Below are 18,131 nucleotides of genomic sequence, written 5' to 3'. Positions count from 1 at the left end.
TGGGTTTCGACATCACACACAAACAGGGCTCGGCCGTATATACTTTTTGATAATCATGAAGAAAAATGGGACTCCAGATTTGGATGCGTAAGGTTATGGGAATTTAGCGGGTTTGGAACGTATTTCGATCCCAAGGCTTCAGCCTGGCCTGTGTTTCAGTTTCCGTTAATCCTTCGAAGGCATGTGGTGGCTGTATGAAAAGGGTCATTTCAAAAAGATCAGCAAAAAAGAGGATTTCCGTCATTCAGTTTAGGTCAATTTTTCTGCAAAAACTAATTTGGTCGTATTAATTCAATGCCATGAAATCAAACAACCATGCGGACGAGAAACGGTATCGGATGGCCATAGATTTAGGTACTTCCTCGGCCAAGCTGTGCTGTGCGACGACCGATGGCAGGGTGTTACTGTTTTTGCAACAGCCTTATCCGGTACACCCAGTGGGGGAGTATGGAGTTGAACAATATCCGGATGAAATTCTGGAGGCCACTTCTCAGTTGATTCGGGAAGCGGTGCAGCGCTTGGGTCAGCCAGCTGCGCTGGGTTTCAGTGCGGCCATGCACGGTTTGATGGGCATGCATGCCGATGGCCGGGCATTGTCGGCTTTGCTCATCTGGTCAGACCGGAGAAGCATGGATGCGGCTCAACAATTGAAAGCAGCCATGGGGGAAACGATTTATACGCACTCCGGCGTCCCGGTTCATCCTATGCTTCCGGTTTGTAAATGGATATATTGGAATCAAAGGATGGAGCCCTGGTTATCGCAGGTGCGCTGGTGGGTGTCGGTAAAAGAATATGTCTTGTATCATCTGACGGGTGAGGTATTAACAGATTATGCCATGGCCGGTGCGACGGGAATGTTTGACATGCATACGCGGCAATGGAATATGGAAGTGCTCGGCCATATCGGATTGGAAAGAGGGCAATTGCCGGAAATTGTTTCTCCGCTCACCTGGCTGCAGACAGACGCGCGGTGCAGGCTGGTGCAGCAGTCGGGACTTGTGGGCGGGATTCCAGTGATGGTAGGTTCGACAGACGGCTGTCTGGCGGCTATTGGATCCGGGCTGGCGGGTACGGAAGATGTGAGCATCACCATTGGTACCAGTGGGGCAGTACGCAGGTGGTTGCCTCAACCGCTGATGGACCCCGGACGGAGATTATTCTGTTACATGTTATTGCCTGGGCATTATATCATTGGAGGCGCTTTGAACAATGGTGGGGGTGCGGTAACTCAATTTACAGAAGTATTTGGTGAAGCGGATTGTGCGGGTAGCGTGAAGCATTTTGTTCATCAAGCCATGATGGCTCCACCTGGTTGTGAAGGATTGATGTGTTTACCTTATTTTCTGGGAGAACGATCGCCGGTATGGGATCCGCTGGCTCAGGGAGCTTTTGTGGGCATTCGTGCTACGCACCGGGCCATGCACTTTCAACGGGCGTTGCTGGAGGGCATAGGATTTTCCGTGAAGCAGCTGGTGGATCTGCTCGAGGAGCTTACAGGTTCTTTCCGGCAGATATGGCTCAGCGGAGGCATTGTTCATGTGCCCGAATGGATTCAACTGCTGGCCGATATCACGGGTCGCGAGCTGTGTGTGCGCAGTGAAACCGATGCATCCTGTACAGGTGTGTTGACATTGATGGCGTTGACTTCCTCGGCAGATATCCTTCCGTCCAATATGGGTTATGGATTTTCATTGCACCGGCACCCATCGCAACCAGATGAGGAACAGCATTATCTTCCGGATCCGGATACGAGTTCCTGGTATGCACAGCTTTTCCCCCGTTTTGTAACTCTGTATCCCTTGCTTTTTACCTGGCAACAATCCCGTTAATCACAGCTGACCCGATTCCTGATTATAGACACAGATACCTGATATTTCACCTACCTTTGTCTGGATGCATTCCGAATACGATGGTTCATCAATTGAAAGGCTATGCATGTGCATCATTCCCACATTTCACACCCGCATAAACCAGCCGGGCTCCATGATTCATTCCGGCGGGTGTTGTGGTTAGGAGTTATGCTGAACACGGCTTATGTGCTGGTGGAAGCCTTTGTGGGCTTGTGGCTGCATTCGCTCTCGCTAGTAGCTGATGCCGGGCATAATCTGATGGATGTGCTGAGCCTGGTGATTTCCTTGTTGGCTTTCCGGTTGCTGCAAATCAGTCCCAATCAGCAGTTTACCTATGGTTATCGCAAAACCACCATTCTGGCTGCTTTACTGAATGCTGTGATTTTGCTGATTACAGTGGGTGCCATCGGTATGGAAGCAGTGAAGAGAATGCTGCATCCTCTTGCTATTGCCGGCATAGATGTGTCCATTGTGGCAGGTTGTGGTATACTCATCAATGGTTTTACTGCTTTTTTGTTTTTCCGGTATCAGCATCGGGATTTAAACATGAAAGGAGCCTTTCTGCACATGCTTGCCGATGCCCTGGTGTCAGTGGCTGTGGTAATATCCGGATTGCTTATGGCTGCCTTTGGTTGGTACTGGCTGGATCCGGTTATTAGTTTTGCCGTGTTAGCAGTTATTTTAATCAGCACCTGGAATTTATTGAAGGAAAGCCTGCGTCTTTCGTTAGATGGAGTGCCCAGGGATGTGGATGTACAAGCTCTGACCCGTCGGATGGAACAGGTAAAAGGAGTAAAAAATGTGCATCATGTGCATGTCTGGGCCATGAGTACACTGGAAAATGCATTGACTGCCCATGTGGTAGTAGATCAGCAATTATCCGTTGCTGAATCGAGCCGCATCAGGCATGAACTGGAGGCTGTGATACGCGATATGCATATTCAGCACAGCACTTTTGAAATGGAAACCCCTGCTGATGCCTGCAAGCATGGCGATTGTTGTGTAGCTGCCCAACAAACTTCCTCATCACCCGCATCCCCATGAAACGTCGTATTCCATACATTGATATTCCGGCGCTGGTGGATGAAATGTATCTATTGCGGGTGCAACTGATTGTGATTGCACTTGTGATGCAAAAACGCTTGTATGTTCGGGATGGGTTTCAGAAACCGAAGCTCAGATGGGGCAACGGAGTATTTGATTTGTTCACCGGCTTGATGTTAGTAACGGTAGAACTACCTTTTGATTTTGCTTTGTACCAGCTGTCGGAATCTGATTTCCAGATACCTGCATGGTGCAGCAAAATATGGCGAGTGGTTAAATACCTGTTGGTTGGATTGGGTTTGTTCTTGCTGAGCTATTGTTTGCCGGAAGAAAAGATCATCCGGATAATCCCTGCATCCCGCAAACAAGTAGGCAAAACTTCCAGGAACGGTTCTGGCAGGTATTTTCACAGCAGCCTTCATCATTGTTTCACCCATTATTTGACTACGATTTATCTGAGGCTGATTTGCATTTTTTCAGCTTGTTTGTTTCGCTGGTATACTCTCTTTTGTACGTACCCTGTTCAGCGACCGGTATTTTTGATGAACAGGGTATTCCGCAGGTAGCATTCTTTGGAAAGTATTACTACATGGTAGTTTGGTAAAATCATGATCTGCAAGTTCAGGCGTATAAGCAGTTCAACTTTGCAGATCAGGGTGCGGTTGTATGATCAATCTTCTTTGTATGATCTCAGTTTTCAAAACTTTTCAGGATGAATGCTATTCAAAAAATTGTTTTTGCAGCCTATATTGCTCTGTTTTGCATAAGCTGTTTGCTGCTACAGGCGCAGCAAAGGAGCGAAATCATATTAAAGATTGAAGATGAACAAACCCATAGTCCGGTGATTGGCGCTGCTGTGGTGGATGATGGCAGTGGACATGTTCAGATATCCGATTCTTGTGGGGTGGTGCGTTGGGAGGGGGTCAAGCGTTTTCCTGTAGTGCTGCAGGTGTCGGGCATGGGTTATCAATCCCGGCGTGTAGCCATGAGCAGTTACCCGCAGGATACTTTGCGGGTTATGTTGCATCCTCTGAGTCAGGCATTGCAGCAGGTAGTGATTACTGCAACCCGCATTCCGCAACCCATAGCCGATATTCCCACGCATGTGCAGGTGGTTGATGAGGATGATATCGAAGAAGGCACAGCTATGTCGCCCGGCAATATCCGGGAACTGCTGACGGAACTGTCGGGCACACAGGTGCAGCAAACATCTGCCGTTTCAGGTTATGCCAGCATACGGCTGCTCGGACTGGATGGGGAATATACCCAATTGTTAAAAGATGGTTTTCCATTGTACGGTGGACTGTCTGGCTCTTTAAGCATGTTGCAGATTCCTCCGCTCGATTTGCAAAGGGTAGAAGTCATCAAAGGTGCCAGCTCAGCCCTGTACGGCGGAGATGCCATTGCGGGCGTAATCAATCTGGTATCGAAGCAGCCACCGTTTACGCCGACCTGGACGATGGTTGTCAATCAAACCCATAAAGGAGGAACGGATCTGGGTAGTTATTTTGCATCCCGCAACCAACGGATAGGTACGGCTTGGATGGCTGATTACAGCCTCCAGCAACCTTTTGATGTCAACCACGATGGATTTTCGGATCTTCCCTTCCTCAGGCAGTTTACGTTGCAGCCCTCGGGCTATTTGTATTTCCGCGACAGCAGCCAGCTTTGGCTGACCCTGCATCTTTTTCACGAACTACGAAAGGGAGGCGACATGCAGGCATTGAAATCCGGCGCCGACAGCCTGCATCCGTATGTGCAGGAAAGCCTGACCTCCCGGGAGGATGCGGAATTACGCTATCAGCGAAAGATTCATAACGCCATTTTTACGATCAAAACCAGTGGAGTCGCGTATCGCAGACAGCTGAATGCCTTTATGGGCCGTCAATACGATTCTTATTCAGAAATCAGCTATGCTCCTGCGTGGAAAAGAAATCACATGGTAGCCGGGCTAAATTTGCTGACCGATCATTATCTGCCTGCAGCCGTTGATAGTAGCGCACCACCGCCATACGATTACCATACCTTGGGTTTGTTTCTGCAAGACGACTGGGAAGTTGGGCAAGAATTCACCGTGGAGGCTGGTTTGCGACTCGATTGGCATAATGTATATGGGCGTTTTCTTTTGCCCCGGCTTATGTTGTTATGGAAGCCTCTGGCAGGCCTTCAGCTTCGCAGTGGATGGGGCTGGGGCTACAAAATTCCGGACTTTTTCAATGCACAGGCAGAAGAGAATGGATATCTGCATGTGGTTGCAGCATCAGGGTCGCTGCTGCCGGCGCGGGCTTTGAGTCTATCGGGCAATGCCTATTATCAACAAACATTTTCTAACGGACTAAGCCTGAGCCTGGATCAGGGAATCTATGTTACACACCTGAAAAACGCGCTCGTGGATACTGCCCAACAAGCAAGCTCCTCTACCGGAAGCATCGTATTTGTCAATGCTCCGGCACCCATCCTTACCACTGCACTGGAATCGAATGTGCACCTGCAACTTTCACCCTGGGAGGCTTATTTCGGATATACCTTTATCCATGCTGTGCGTAGGTACAACAGGCTTCATCCTGATTTACCCCTTACGCCGCGTGGCAGGTTTGTTTCCACGCTGTTGTGGCACCAGGGCGATGTGAAATGTGGCATTGAAGCGTTTTATACCGGACATCAGCATCTGGATGATGGCATGCTTACGCGGGCTTACTGGACATTCGACCTGATGGTGGCCCGGCAATTTTCCCGATTCTTGATTTTGTTGAATGCAGAAAATATCACGGATACCCGCCAATCCCGATGGGGGCCACTTTTCACGGGGTCCCCTCAGCATCCGCAATTCAAGGAAATTTATGCTCCGCTCGATGGCCGTGTGATCAATATTTCGGTAAAATGGGATATGCTGGGTAAAGCAGAGCGGGATGATTAGCTTTTTCATAGCTTTGCGGTGAGACCGGAAAAAGCGGAAGTAGCTCAGTTGGTAGAGCATCAGCTTCCCAAGCTGAGGGCCGCGGGTTCGACTCCCGTCTTCCGCTCATGGTGATAGAAGTTTTTTGAACGCAGGACCTCGTAAGAAAGAATCCGGTTGGCACCAGTGCAACATCAGCTTCACAGACTTAAGGCCGAGGGTTCTCATCTTATTCCCCTTTGAAATATCTTACCTGATCAGCTTTTCATACCTTTGATTTTCATGGGATACATAGTCATCAGTGGGGGCAGCAAAGGCATCGGGAAAGCCATTGCCTTGCATTTTGCCCGGCAACACTGGCATATAGCCATTTGCGGACGTGATGAAATGGCTCTTCAGGCCGTGTTACAGGAAACCAGAAGATTGCATCCTGAAGGAGAAATGATTGCCGAACGTGTGGATCTGTCTGATAAGGAGCAGGTATTAGCTTTTGTCCGGCTTGTGCAGCAGCGTTTTCCGGTGATTGATGTGCTGGTAAATAATGCCGGTATTTTTGAACCCGGAGCCGTACATCAGGAAGCTGAAGGGCAGCTGGAACGTCTGATGGCTATCAATCTCTACAGTGCCTATTATCTTACACGTGCTTTGTTGCCCATGATGATAGCCCGACGGCAGGGACATATCTTTAACATGTGCTCTGTGGCCAGTTTACAGGCCTATGCCAATGGCGGATCTTATAGCATCAGCAAATTTGCATTGCTGGGCTTTTCCCGCAACTTGCGGGAAGAGTTAAAGCCTTACCGGATCAAGGTGACAGCCATCATGCCCGGCCCTACCCTCACCGACTCATGGGCTGGTTATCCCGCACCCGCCACGCGTTTTATTCCTCCGGAAGATATTGCCACTCTGGTGTGGCAGTTGAGCTGTTTAGCTCCCCAGACCGTAGTAGAGGAATTAATCGTACGGCCCATGGAAGGAGATATTCCGGCCGACACATAAGATTTTTTCACCATTTTTAACTTAGCCCTAACAGCCTGTGGCAGCGGCTTTGGATATATTTGTTGGCTGAATTGACATGAAACGCGGTATCCTTTACAGCTGGAAAGTGGTGCTTTGCTGCGGGTTATGGCTCTGGGCGGGACGGCATGCTACCGGGCAATCGTCGCCCGTGCATTTTACCACCCGTGTGCAATCGCATACTGTTGATTTACATCAGCCCTTTCAGGTTCAATTTGTACTGGAAAATGCCCAACGCGTTACGGCATTTACACCCCCTTCGTTCAAAGGTTTTCAGGTATTGCAAAATTTTCAATCCCAGCAAACCAGCATTATCAATGGCCAGGTATCGTCCAGCTACACGGTTACCTATGTATTGCAGCCATTAAGGGCGGGTAAATTTACCATTGACGGGGCTACAGCCACTGTGGATGGTGCGACCCTTCATTCCAATCCGGTTACCATTCAGGTAATGGCTGGCGTGGCTTCCAACAGTAATGCTGGTAATAGCTCTGCAGCTTCTGTTCCTCAGGTGCCTATGCCTGCTGCGCCTGGTTTTATGCCTCCCGATGAAGACGAAACGGATCTGGATCAGTTTCCGGGTCTGATTCGCAGCGGCGACGATCCGATGGAAGTGATCCGCAAAAATTTATTTGTGAAGGTGGATGTAGATAAAACAGATGTTTACCAGGGCGAGCAGATTGTGGCTACCTATAAACTGTATACCCGTCTGCAGACCACTTCAGATGTCATGAAGGTTCCGGCTTTCAGTGGTTTTTCTACGCATGATATTGATTTGCCCAATCCGCCGCAGGCCACCACCGAAATCGTGAATGGCAAACGATACAAAGTGTTTACCATCCGCAAAACCATTCTTTTTCCCCTTCAAACGGGTAAGCTGCAGCTGGATCCGGTGGAGATTGACAACCGGGTGCGGCTTTATATCCTCAACAAACCTTCCCGGCACGTGCGTCACACCGATCCACTGGAAGAATTCCTGAAAGATCCTTTCCATTTCAATCCGTTTGATGATCCATTTTTTGATGATCCTTTTGGTGGAGGATCGGGTATCACCTATCGGGATTATGACTATCACCTTACCAGCAATCCAGTAACCATTCACGTCAAGCCATTGCCGGAAGAAGGTAAGCCGGACAACTTTACGGGTGCGGTGGGTAATTTCACGATTACAGCCACGGTAGATAAACCCAGCTTGAGTACCGATGATGCTGGCACATTAAAAGTTACCATCAGCGGAGCCGGCAATCTGCAGATGGTTAGTGCGCCGACGGTGAATTTCCCCAGCAGTTTTGACAGCTACGATCCGAAAATTGAAGATCATTTCCAGAAAAACAGCATTCCCTTTTCGGGTTCTCGCAGTTTTGAATATGTCTTCATGCCGCATGCCGCAGGCGATTATACAATACCGGCCATCCGCTTTGCCTATTTTGATCCGCAGGCTAAAGCCTACAAAGAGGTGGAGACGGCTCCGGTTATCTTGCATGTGACTATGGGTAGCCGGGCTTCGGCTGCACCGGTTGATTTCAGCCAGCAGCACATGTTGCCCGATCAGCTCGCACCCATTCATTTGACTCCGCTGCTCTGGTTGCACAGCGATTTCTCGCTCTGGCAACAATGGTGGTACTGGTTGTTGCTCGTTTTACCATTGCTGGGTGTATGGCTGTGGTGGCGACAACAGCGCCGTTTAGCATGGCTGCGCACGGATGAAGCGTTGTGGAAAAATAAACAGGCCAACAAGATAGCCAGGAAGCGTCTGGCAAAAGCTGGAGAACTGCTTCGCCAACAGCAGGAAAAAGCTTTCTATCAGGAAACATCACAGGCGCTCTGGGGCTATCTCAGCCATAAATGCAATATTCCTTTTGCAGAACTGAGCCGGGAAAGGGTCAGGGAAACTCTTTTGCAAAAAGCCATACAACCCGGGCAGATAGACGCCTTGTTCCAATTGCTGGATCATTGTGAACAAGCGCTGTATGCTCCCACCACCTCATCGCAGGACAGGGAACAGGTATATCAACAGGCTTTGCAATGGATTTCCAGCCTTGAAAGCCAGTTAAAAAAATAATCATGAAGCAGGGTCGTGCAAAAACAAGATTCTGGATAAAGATGCTCTGGATAGCAGGCTGTTTATTGATGGGATGGGGCATGAGCGGGTATGCTGAAGACCCGGTGTTAACGCATTTTTCCAAAGCCAATGCATATTTTCAGCAAAAAAAATACGACAGCGCATTTCAGTTATACAAAGCATGCATAAGCGAAGGCATTGTTTCACCCGATGTGTATTACAATGCCGGATGTGCTGCTTTTGAATCCAGGCATATGGGTGAAGCCGTGTATTATTTCAGAAAAGCGCTGTTGCTGGCACAGGAAAAAGGCTTGCCAACGGCTGATATTGAACACAACCTGCATGTGGCAGAGCAGCAGGTGAAAGACATGCCGGAAACCCTTCCACCCTTGTTTTTTGTATCCGTCTGGTTTCGACTGGTTCACATGTTCTCACTCAATACATGGGCTTTACTCCTTGTAGTCAATATCTGGATCGTGGCTTTGCTGCTGGCGATACGTTGGCTTAAGGGGCAGAACAAATCAGGTGTAAAATATATTTTTGGGGCAAGCATCTGCAGTTTGTTGTTGCTAATAGTAATCGCACTAAGTGCTTATCAATCCACCCATCCGCACGGGGCCGCTGTTTGCATTGCACCTCAGGCTGCCCTGTACACAGCCCCCGACACCCAAAGTGAAGTGATGACCCAGCTCTCCGAAGGTGTGCCCTGTGAAGTGCTGGATATGGCCGGCAGCTGGTGCAAGATCCAGCTTCCTAACCACATTTCGGGATGGGTAAAGGCAGATGCCATCCGACAGCTCTGAGCCATATTTTTCCTGCATTTTTGATTTGATCTCCCACATATACCATTACCCATTCCTTGTTTTGCTTCTGATTCATTTTTCGGCAACGTTACCGGGAACGATTGCGTAAAAAAATTCGGTGAAATCGTTGCTGGGAAAGGACAGAGTATGTAGAATTGTCATGGAAAATCAGCCAGGCTGATCAAGTTTGTTCTTTTTCATTGGGGATTACCCGCTACTTTTTAAACCTAAAAAAGGTATTGCTGTATGAAAAAATGGATATTCCTTTTTGTATGTACGTTAGGTACACTCGCAGGATGGGCACAAACGGTGCAGCTGCAGGGTCGTGTGACTGATAAAAGCACCGGTCAACCCCTTGCAGGTGTTACAGTGCGGCTGCAAAATTCCAATACGGGAGCAGTAAGCGATGCCCAGGGCAATTTTAGCCTGGAAGTGCCCAAAGCAGCCCAGTATCATCTGGTTTTCAGCTATGTGGGTTATCAAACCCAGACGATTGCTGCCACGCCTGGCAGCCGCTTGCAAGTGCAGATGATCCCTTCCCAGCAACTGCTGAATCAGGTAGTGGTAGTAGGTTATGGTACGGTAAACCGGCGCGATCTCACCGCTTCTGTTTCCTCTGTTACAGCCGAACAGCTAAAAGATGTACCGATTAACTCAGCTGCTGAGGCCCTGGCTGGCCGATTGGCTGGTGTACAGGTTACCGGCTCGGAAGGCTCGCCCGATGCGCAGGTGATGATTCGGGTGCGAGGCGGAGGTTCCATCACGCAGGATAATTCCCCTCTCTATGTGGTGGATGGCGTGATTATGGACAATGCCCTTTCTACGCTTTCTCCACAGGACATTGAATCCATCGATGTGTTGAAAGATGCTTCGGCTACGGCTATTTATGGAGCACGGGGAGCCAATGGCGTGGTGATTATTACCACCAAAAGCGGTAAAGCCGGCCGTACGACAGTTAGCTATAACGGATTTGTGGGGGTTCAGAAACTGGAGAAAGAATTGAAAGTTTTTGACCCCTATGATTATGTGTTGTATCAATATGAATGGGCGCAGGGAAGCCAGCAGAATCTGAATAATTTTTATAAGACTTTTGGGCTTTGGAGTGATATTGCCCAATACAAGCAGGCGCCCTTCGTCGATTGGCAGGATCAGGTGTTTGGCAGACCAGCATTGATGCAAACCCATAACGTGGATATCAACGGTGGGAGTGAAAAAACACAGGTGAGCCTGAGTCTGACCGACAACGAAACCCAGGCCATCATGGAAGGATCCGATTTCAACCGTAAGCTGGTTAACTTCCGGCTCAATCATCAGGCCACCAATTATCTGAAAGTGGGATTTAATGTGCGGTTTGATAACCAAACCATCGATGGAGCAGGCACCTCCAATCCAGGCAGTAGCGCCACCAATTTTCTGCGCCAGGCCATTCGCTATCCGCCATTTCTGTCGCCCGGTACCTCATTGGATTATTACGATGCCAGCCTGGCCGATAATACCAATGCTAATGGGCTTTATCTCGTGAATCCGCTGCTGCTCATCAAGGCACAATACAAACGTCAATATCGGACAGTGTTGGGATTGAGTGGATATGCGGATTTGACGATTACCAAATTTCTCTCTTTCCGTACAACCATGGGTTATACCTATGATTTGCAAAATACCAATCAATATGATGACAGCCTTTCCTATAATTCCAGGTTAAATGGCAATGCCATGCCCATTGCCACCATCAGCAATAACAATTATTTGAGTTTTGATAATTCAAACGTGTTTACCTTTTCCAACAATAAACTCAAAGGTTCATTCCATCAGCACAATCATATTCAGCTGATCGTAGGTCAGGAAACCTATGAAACCAGAAACAAATCTTTGGGTATTGTACAGAAATATTTTCCCAATGGTACTTCGCCACAAAAGGCGCTGGGTAATTTAAGTCTTGCCAGCCCACCGATTGGCTTTCAAGAACCTTCACCCACTTCCAGCGAAGATATTCAGCGGATTCTGTCGTTCTTTTCCCGCGTCATGTACAACTACAAGGACAAATATTTAGCCACAGCCAGCATCCGGGCCGATGGTTCTTCCGTATTTGCTCCAGGCCGGCAATGGGGTTATTTCCCCGCTGCTTCGCTGGCATGGCGCATTTCACAAGAGCCCTTCATGCAGGGATTGCAACCGGTGATTTCCGACATGAAACTGCGCTTGAGCTACGGCGAAGCTGGAAACAATCGCATTTCTTCGTTCTTGTTTTTAACACAGTTTAATACCAACGGGAATTATTATGGATTACAAGACCAACTCGCTACAGCCTATGGCCCCGTGGCTTTAGCCAATCCTTACTTGAAATGGGAATCTACGCTCTCGCGTGATATAGGCCTGGATGTATCCCTGTTCAACAGCCGGGTGCAACTTAGTGCTGATTATTACAGAAATAAAACCAAAGACCTGTTGGTAAATGTGCGTATTCCGCAAACATCAGGTTATCTCACACAGATTCAAAATGTGGGTTCTACCAGCAACAATGGATTTGAATTGCAGTTGAATACCTACCTCATTGAAACAAAAGATTTCAGCTGGAATGCAAGCTTTAATATTTCCTTCAATCAAAACAAAGTGTTGAGCCTGGGCAACCAGACTTTCTTCACTGTGAATTCTGGCTGGGCCGGCAGCAACAATCCTGACGATTATATTGTGCAGGTGGGTAAGCCTGTGGGTAGCATGTTTGGGTTTGTGAATGATGGATATTATACGCTTGATGATTTTAATTATGATAAAACGACTGGTACTTACACATTGAAGCCAGGTGTTGTGGATAACAGCAGTATTACCGGAACAGCTCCTCAGCCCGGCACCATTAAGTTCAAAGATCTAAATGGGGATGGAAAGATCACAACCGGATATGCACAACTGGGTGCAGGCGATGAAACCATTATTGGCAATGCCAATCCGAAATTCTTTGGAGGTCTGAACCAGCAGTTTGTGTACAAAGGCTTTGACCTGAGCATATTTGTGAATTTTCAGTATGGCAACAAAGTGTTTAATGCCAATAAACTTGAATTTGCCAGTGGATATACACCCTATGCCAATCTACTGGCTATCATGAAGGACCGCTGGCGTATTGTTGATGATCAGGGCAATCTGGTAACGGATCCTGATCAGCTGGCAGCCCTGAATGCCCATGCCAAAATCTGGCAACCCGTAAAAAGTGCCTATGCTGCATTTGCACCCCAGTCATGGGCTGTGGAAGACGGCTCCTTCCTGCGTATCAACAACATCACCTTGGGATATACCTTACCGGAAAGGCTTACCAAACGATTCCTGGTCCAGAAATTAAGGGCTTATGTTACGTTGAATAATCTGGCTGTGGTTACGCCGTATTCCGGATATGATCCGGAAGTAAATACCCGTCGCGGTACACCGATGACGCCGGGAGTTGACTTTTCGGCATATCCGCGCAGCAAGGCCTATATTTTTGGTTTGAATGTTACTTTTTAACCCTTAAAAAGATTCGGTTATGAAAACGACTCGCAAATTATATATCGCAGGATTTGTTGTGATGGGAATTGTCCTCAGTTCTTGCAAGCATTATCTGGATTTGCAACCCATATCTTCTTTTGGTCCGGAAACTGTATTTGGCACGGTTAATAATGCACGCATGGCCGTGTTGGGTGTATATCAGGAACTGGCAGGTGACCAGGGCTATGGCATTCGTATCAGCATGTATTTCCCGTATGACGATGATACTTATATGGGTGCCAGTGGCGATGGCGATGGTGATCGCCGCGATATTGCAAGATATAACCTTGCACCTGGTAATCTGCAGATTGAGCGGCCGTTTGAACAGTTGTACAACGGCATTGAAAGAGCCAATCAATGCATCAAATACATTCCGCAAATGGATTTGTATAACCATGGAACACCCCAGCAGCAGGCGGAATTGCGGCGGTTATATGGGGAAGCCTTAACCTTGAGAGCGCAGTTTTATTTTCAATTGATGTTAAACTGGGGTGATGTGCCGGCGCACTGGGTGCCTTCAGCAGATGTGCAAAATTTGTTTGAGAGCAAAACCAGCCGCGATAGTATTTACGATCATATTTTAAATGATTTGCAATTAGCCGAAACGCTGGTTCCCTGGCGTTCGGAAGTGGCTTCCCTGGGAGATCCCAACGACGAACGCATCACCAAAGGAGCCGTGAAAGGCTTGCGGGCACGCATTGCTTTATTTGCAGGCGGATATTCACTTCGCCAGGATGGAAGCATGCAACGGCGTTCTGATTATCTGAAATATTATCAGATTGCCGATACGGAATGCCTCGCCATCATCAATTCCGGACAACACAGCCTGGATCCAAGTTTTCAGGATCTCTGGCAAAATCAGGTAGATGCACATAAAATAGATCCTTATGGTGAAATTATGTTTCAAGTGGCCATGAGCGGCGGAACCGGTGCTACCGATAGCAAACTGGGATATTACAATGGACCTCGTGTGGGAGGCAAAGGCAATTCCAGTGTATATCCCTTGCCCACTTATTTTTATTCTTTTGATTCGCTTGATAGCCGCCGCGATGTAACCATTGCTCCTTATTGGGTAAATGCAGACTATACCATTCAGGCCCAATCCATCAGCACCCTTTGTGATGGGAAATTCCGCCGCGACTGGATTACCAATCCCTCATTCGGGCCAACGAATAACGCCCAATATTTTGGCATCAACTGGCCGATTCTGCGGTATGCGGATATACTGTTGATGTATGCAGAAGCAGAAAACGAAATCAACAATGGTCCCACGCCAGCTGCAATTAATGCCTATTTGCAGGTGCGTAAAAGAGCATTTGCCGGTAATCTGCAGAATGTAGGTACACCCCCTGCCGACAAACAGGGATTTTTCCAGGCTATCATGCGCGAACGGGCATGGGAATTTGGCGGCGAAGGCATTCGCAAGTATGACCTGATCCGCTGGAATCTGCTGGGCACAATGTTAAACAACACCAAAGCGGCTTTGCAGGCTATGGCCAACGGTCAGCCCCCTTACAACAATTTGCCTAATAAAATGTATTACAAGCTGAATTCCACTACGCTGATCTGGGGTAATTCTTTCTATCAGCCCGCGCCCAGCACCACTCCATCCGGATATGGAAGCGTAAACTGGGTGAGCTCAAGTATGCTTACTTCCAACAGTTTGAATAAATATGCGGAAGGATTCACACCTGGTAAAACAGAACTATTCCCCTTCCCGCAGGCTATCATCAGCGCTAATCCCAATCTGGTGCAAAATCCCGGATATTGAATGATTATTATCATGAATGATAAAACAAGATAGACTATGAAAAAATATTTTTCAATATACTGGCTCGCAATCGGCATGCTGTTGATCGGATTGGTGAATGCTTGTGAAAAAAAACCGGTCAATCAGTTCTATCCCAGCCGCATTTTCACACCAACTTCTATTAGCATCATTGCCTACGATACATTGGTGAATATCTCCTGGCCAGCATCGCTTTATACCAGTACCATGCATGTGAGCTATACGGTGCAAATCGGCCGGGATTCCACTTTCCAGTCGGGTGCCGATTTTACGTTGGTTGCCGATACCAATTATCTGGTGGTAACGGATGATACGCTTGCCGATCGGGTGAAATATTTCGTACGGGTACGTGCCAATGCTGCTGATGGCGCTGATTCATCCAATTGGGTATATAGCACCAGTTCATTTACCTTAACCGGTGTGCAAATATTCGGAACGCTGCTGAACTCCGATATTTTAGATGATGCTGTTCGACTAAACTGGACACCTACGGCCGGTGTGAATCTGATTGTGCTGACGGCCGCCAACGGAGATACTATGCATGTGCAGGTGAGCAGTACAGATAATGCCAATGGCATGATTATCGTGAATGGATTGCAACCCGGTACAACTTACACAGCTCAGATTTTTGCCGGGACCAAAAGCAAAGGACTAATCACCTTTACTACCAAGCCTGCACTGACCGGAAATATCATTGACCTTCGCGGCATTACGGGCAGGCCTACGGTATTGTACGACACCCTGCCGCAGATTCCATCGGGCAGCATTGTATTGCTGGCGCGTGGGCAAACCTATACCATTCCTTCCACTTATACTTTTGATCGTGCTGTTACCATCATGAGTGGCATGGGTTTCAGTACGCCGGCTGTGTTGTTGCTCAGCAGCAATTTTGATGCAACCGGAAAGATTGATTCTATCCGTTTTTCTGATTTAGTAATTGCAACTAATGGTGCACAATATCTGATGAATGTGGGAAATACGGCCACAATAGGTACTGTAAGCCTGGTGAATTGTACGACTCAGGGTGTATTTACCAATTCGTTGATTCGTTTGAAAACAGCCAATGATACAATTCGAAAACTGTATGTGAACAACTGCATTTTCGATAGCATTGGTGTCCAAAATAAATACGCCGTATTCTATGCCAATGCCAGCTCCAGCGCCATGATTGACAATATTGAAATTCACAACAGTACCTTCTACAACATTTATTATTTCATCAGAGAAGACAATGTGCATCCCACTTCCTGTGTGGTTGATCATTGTACATTTAATGCCTTTATCAATCAGGGTGGGTATTTCATAAACTATACCTATTTCCCCTCAAACTTTGTTCTTTCAAACAACATCTTTGGCAGCACACTGGATCCCACGAATGCCAACTGGATTAAATCCACGCCCAACCTGACGGTAACCAACTGTTTTTATACCACCGATTGTGTGTTTAGTGCCAACAATATTTATGGTGCTACGGCCTACAATGGCTCATCCACAGCGTTGTTCCGTTCGCCATCTACAGGCGATTTCACGCTCATGGATGCCAACTTTGCAGCCAGTTACAAAGCCGGGGATCCGCGCTGGTTGCCGTAAAGGGAAGTTATGCGATTGGTAAGAAAGCTCCAGGTTATGATGTATTGGAAAACCTTGGCTGGTGCTGTTTTTGGCTGTTTGATCATCTGGCAGGCTTCGGGCTGCAAGAAGGCAGGCCAGCCCACATCTCCTTCCGGTCCGGGATCCGGCGATACTGCACAGGTGGGTGAGCCTTATCTGGCTTTCCCGGGAGCCGAAGGGGGCGGGCGATTGGCCTGGGGCGGCCGGGGCGGCGATGTGTATGAAGTAACCAACTTGAATGATAGCGGGCCCGGTAGCTTGCGCGATGCATTGAATGCCGGGCATCGTACCATCGTGTTTCGTGTGTCGGGAATTATTTATTTGAAAAGTCCCTTGAAAATCACACACGACAGCATCACCATTGCGGGACAAACTGCACCCGGAGCCGGCATCTGCATTGCTGGATATACCGTATCCATTCAGGCCAATCACCTCATCATCCGTTATTTGCGCTGCCGGATGGGCGATATCGATAAATATCCTGACGATGCCATGCATGCCAATGGCGGCGGCTATCACGACATCATCATCGATCATTGTTCCTTAAGCTGGTCAATCGATGAAGCCGGGAGTTTTTATGATATCAAAAACTTTACGTTGCAATGGTGTATTTTGAGTGAAAGTCTCTATCATTCTTATCATCCCAAAGGCGATCACGGCTATGGCGGCATCTGGGGTGGATACATGGCATCGTTTCACCACAATCTGCTGGCCGATCATACCAGCCGCAATCCGCGTTTCTGTGGTAGCCGCTATACGGGAAAGCCTGATTCAGAGATAGTGGATTTCCGCAACAATGTGATTTACAACTGGGGCAATATCAATTCCGCTTATGGTGGTGAAGGCGGGCATTACAACATGGTGAACAACTATTACAAACCCGGCCCCGCCACGCCCGGTGATCTTACCGTGAGCAGCAATAAAAACTTACGCAATCGCATTTTGCAATACACCAGCTACTATTATGCTTCAGATGCTGCCGTGTATCCGGATACATTGTGGGGCGGACAGTTTTATATCAACGGCAATGTGGTAGAAGGTTATCCGGATGTGAGTGCTGATAATTGGAGCAAGGGCGTGCAACCCGATGGTTATTACCGGGCAACTCAACTCATGCAACAAGCGCGCGTGGATGCACCTTTTCCCTATGCTCCCGTGCGCACGCAAACGGCACAGGATGCATATCAGTCGGTACTCGACAGTGCGGGAGCGATTCTGCCGCAGCGTGATCCCATTGATCAGCGCATTGTGGAAGAAGTACGCACCGGCACCGCTCATTATGAAGGGGCAGCTTATGCGCAAATCAATGCTACAGGTATTACGCATCCTTCAGGCATCATTGATTCACAAAACGATGTGGGGGGCTATCCCAATTATCCGTCGGCCACACCACCGGTGGATAGCGATCACGATGGCATGCCCGATGACTGGGAAATCCAGCATGGATTAAATCCACACGATCCTTCGGACCGGAATCTTTATACACTGGATAAACATTATACCAATCTGGAAGTGTATCTGAATAGTTTAACCGGCATGCAATAAA

At 48.0% G+C, this 18,131-nt stretch carries 11 protein-coding genes and 1 tRNA gene; all 12 read left to right on the top strand.

Annotated elements, in window-relative coordinates; genetic code table 11:
• Nucleotides 1–299 precede the first annotated feature (299 nt).
• Entirely contained in the window at nucleotides 300–1,829 is a 1,530-nt protein-coding gene (locus BM367_RS04400; RefSeq protein WP_092458265.1) for a gluconokinase, read from the top strand.
• Nucleotides 1,830–1,931: 102 nt separating this feature from the next.
• A complete protein-coding gene (locus tag BM367_RS04395) occupies nucleotides 1,932–2,894 on the top strand; it encodes a cation diffusion facilitator family transporter (RefSeq protein ID WP_092458262.1) in 963 nt (320 codons plus the stop codon).
• Nucleotides 2,891–3,460 carry a hypothetical protein gene (locus BM367_RS04390; RefSeq protein WP_092458259.1) on the top strand — a complete coding sequence of 190 codons (570 nt, stop codon included), beginning with the start codon at nucleotides 2,891–2,893 and terminating at the stop codon, nucleotides 3,458–3,460. The genes BM367_RS04395 and BM367_RS04390 overlap by 4 nt, the downstream gene beginning before the upstream one ends.
• Nucleotides 3,461–3,606: 146 nt before the next feature.
• Nucleotides 3,607–5,811 (top strand): TonB-dependent receptor, encoded by a 2,205-nt coding sequence (locus tag BM367_RS04385; RefSeq protein WP_092458256.1) that lies wholly within the window; start codon nucleotides 3,607–3,609, stop codon nucleotides 5,809–5,811.
• A 33-nt stretch (nucleotides 5,812–5,844) separates the two neighbouring features.
• Nucleotides 5,845–5,917, top strand: a tRNA-Gly gene (locus tag BM367_RS04380).
• Between the two features lie 155 nt (nucleotides 5,918–6,072).
• Entirely contained in the window at nucleotides 6,073–6,789 is a 717-nt protein-coding gene (locus BM367_RS04375; RefSeq protein WP_092458253.1) for an SDR family oxidoreductase, read from the top strand.
• 76 nt (nucleotides 6,790–6,865) lie between these two features.
• Nucleotides 6,866–8,869, top strand: a complete 2,004-nt coding sequence (locus tag BM367_RS04370) for a BatD family protein (protein ID WP_092458250.1) — start codon at nucleotides 6,866–6,868, stop codon at nucleotides 8,867–8,869.
• Between the two features lie 2 nt (nucleotides 8,870–8,871).
• Nucleotides 8,872–9,672: an SH3 domain-containing protein gene (locus BM367_RS04365; RefSeq protein ID WP_092458247.1), complete on the top strand. Its 801-nt coding sequence runs from the start codon at nucleotides 8,872–8,874 to the stop codon at nucleotides 9,670–9,672.
• A gap of 246 nt (nucleotides 9,673–9,918) precedes the next feature.
• On the top strand, nucleotides 9,919–13,164 hold the full coding sequence (locus BM367_RS04360; RefSeq protein ID WP_092458244.1) for a SusC/RagA family TonB-linked outer membrane protein: 3,246 nt from the start codon (nucleotides 9,919–9,921) through the stop codon (nucleotides 13,162–13,164).
• 19 nt (nucleotides 13,165–13,183) lie between these two features.
• Nucleotides 13,184–14,956, top strand: coding sequence for a RagB/SusD family nutrient uptake outer membrane protein (locus tag BM367_RS04355; protein ID WP_092458241.1), 1,773 nt, complete (start codon nucleotides 13,184–13,186; stop codon nucleotides 14,954–14,956).
• Between the two features lie 36 nt (nucleotides 14,957–14,992).
• Nucleotides 14,993–16,564: a DUF5123 domain-containing protein gene (locus BM367_RS04350; protein WP_092458238.1), complete on the top strand. Its 1,572-nt coding sequence runs from the start codon at nucleotides 14,993–14,995 to the stop codon at nucleotides 16,562–16,564.
• A 36-nt stretch (nucleotides 16,565–16,600) separates the two neighbouring features.
• Nucleotides 16,601–18,130 (top strand): pectate lyase family protein, encoded by a 1,530-nt coding sequence (locus tag BM367_RS04345; protein ID WP_222842568.1) that lies wholly within the window; start codon nucleotides 16,601–16,603, stop codon nucleotides 18,128–18,130.
• Nucleotide 18,131 lies beyond the last annotated feature (1 nt).

Origin of the sequence: Thermoflavifilum thermophilum (genome assembly GCF_900116565.1) — a bacterium.
Taxonomy (GTDB): domain Bacteria; phylum Bacteroidota; class Bacteroidia; order Chitinophagales; family Chitinophagaceae; genus Thermoflavifilum; species Thermoflavifilum thermophilum.
This window is presented reverse-complemented; position numbering and strand designations above follow the sequence as displayed.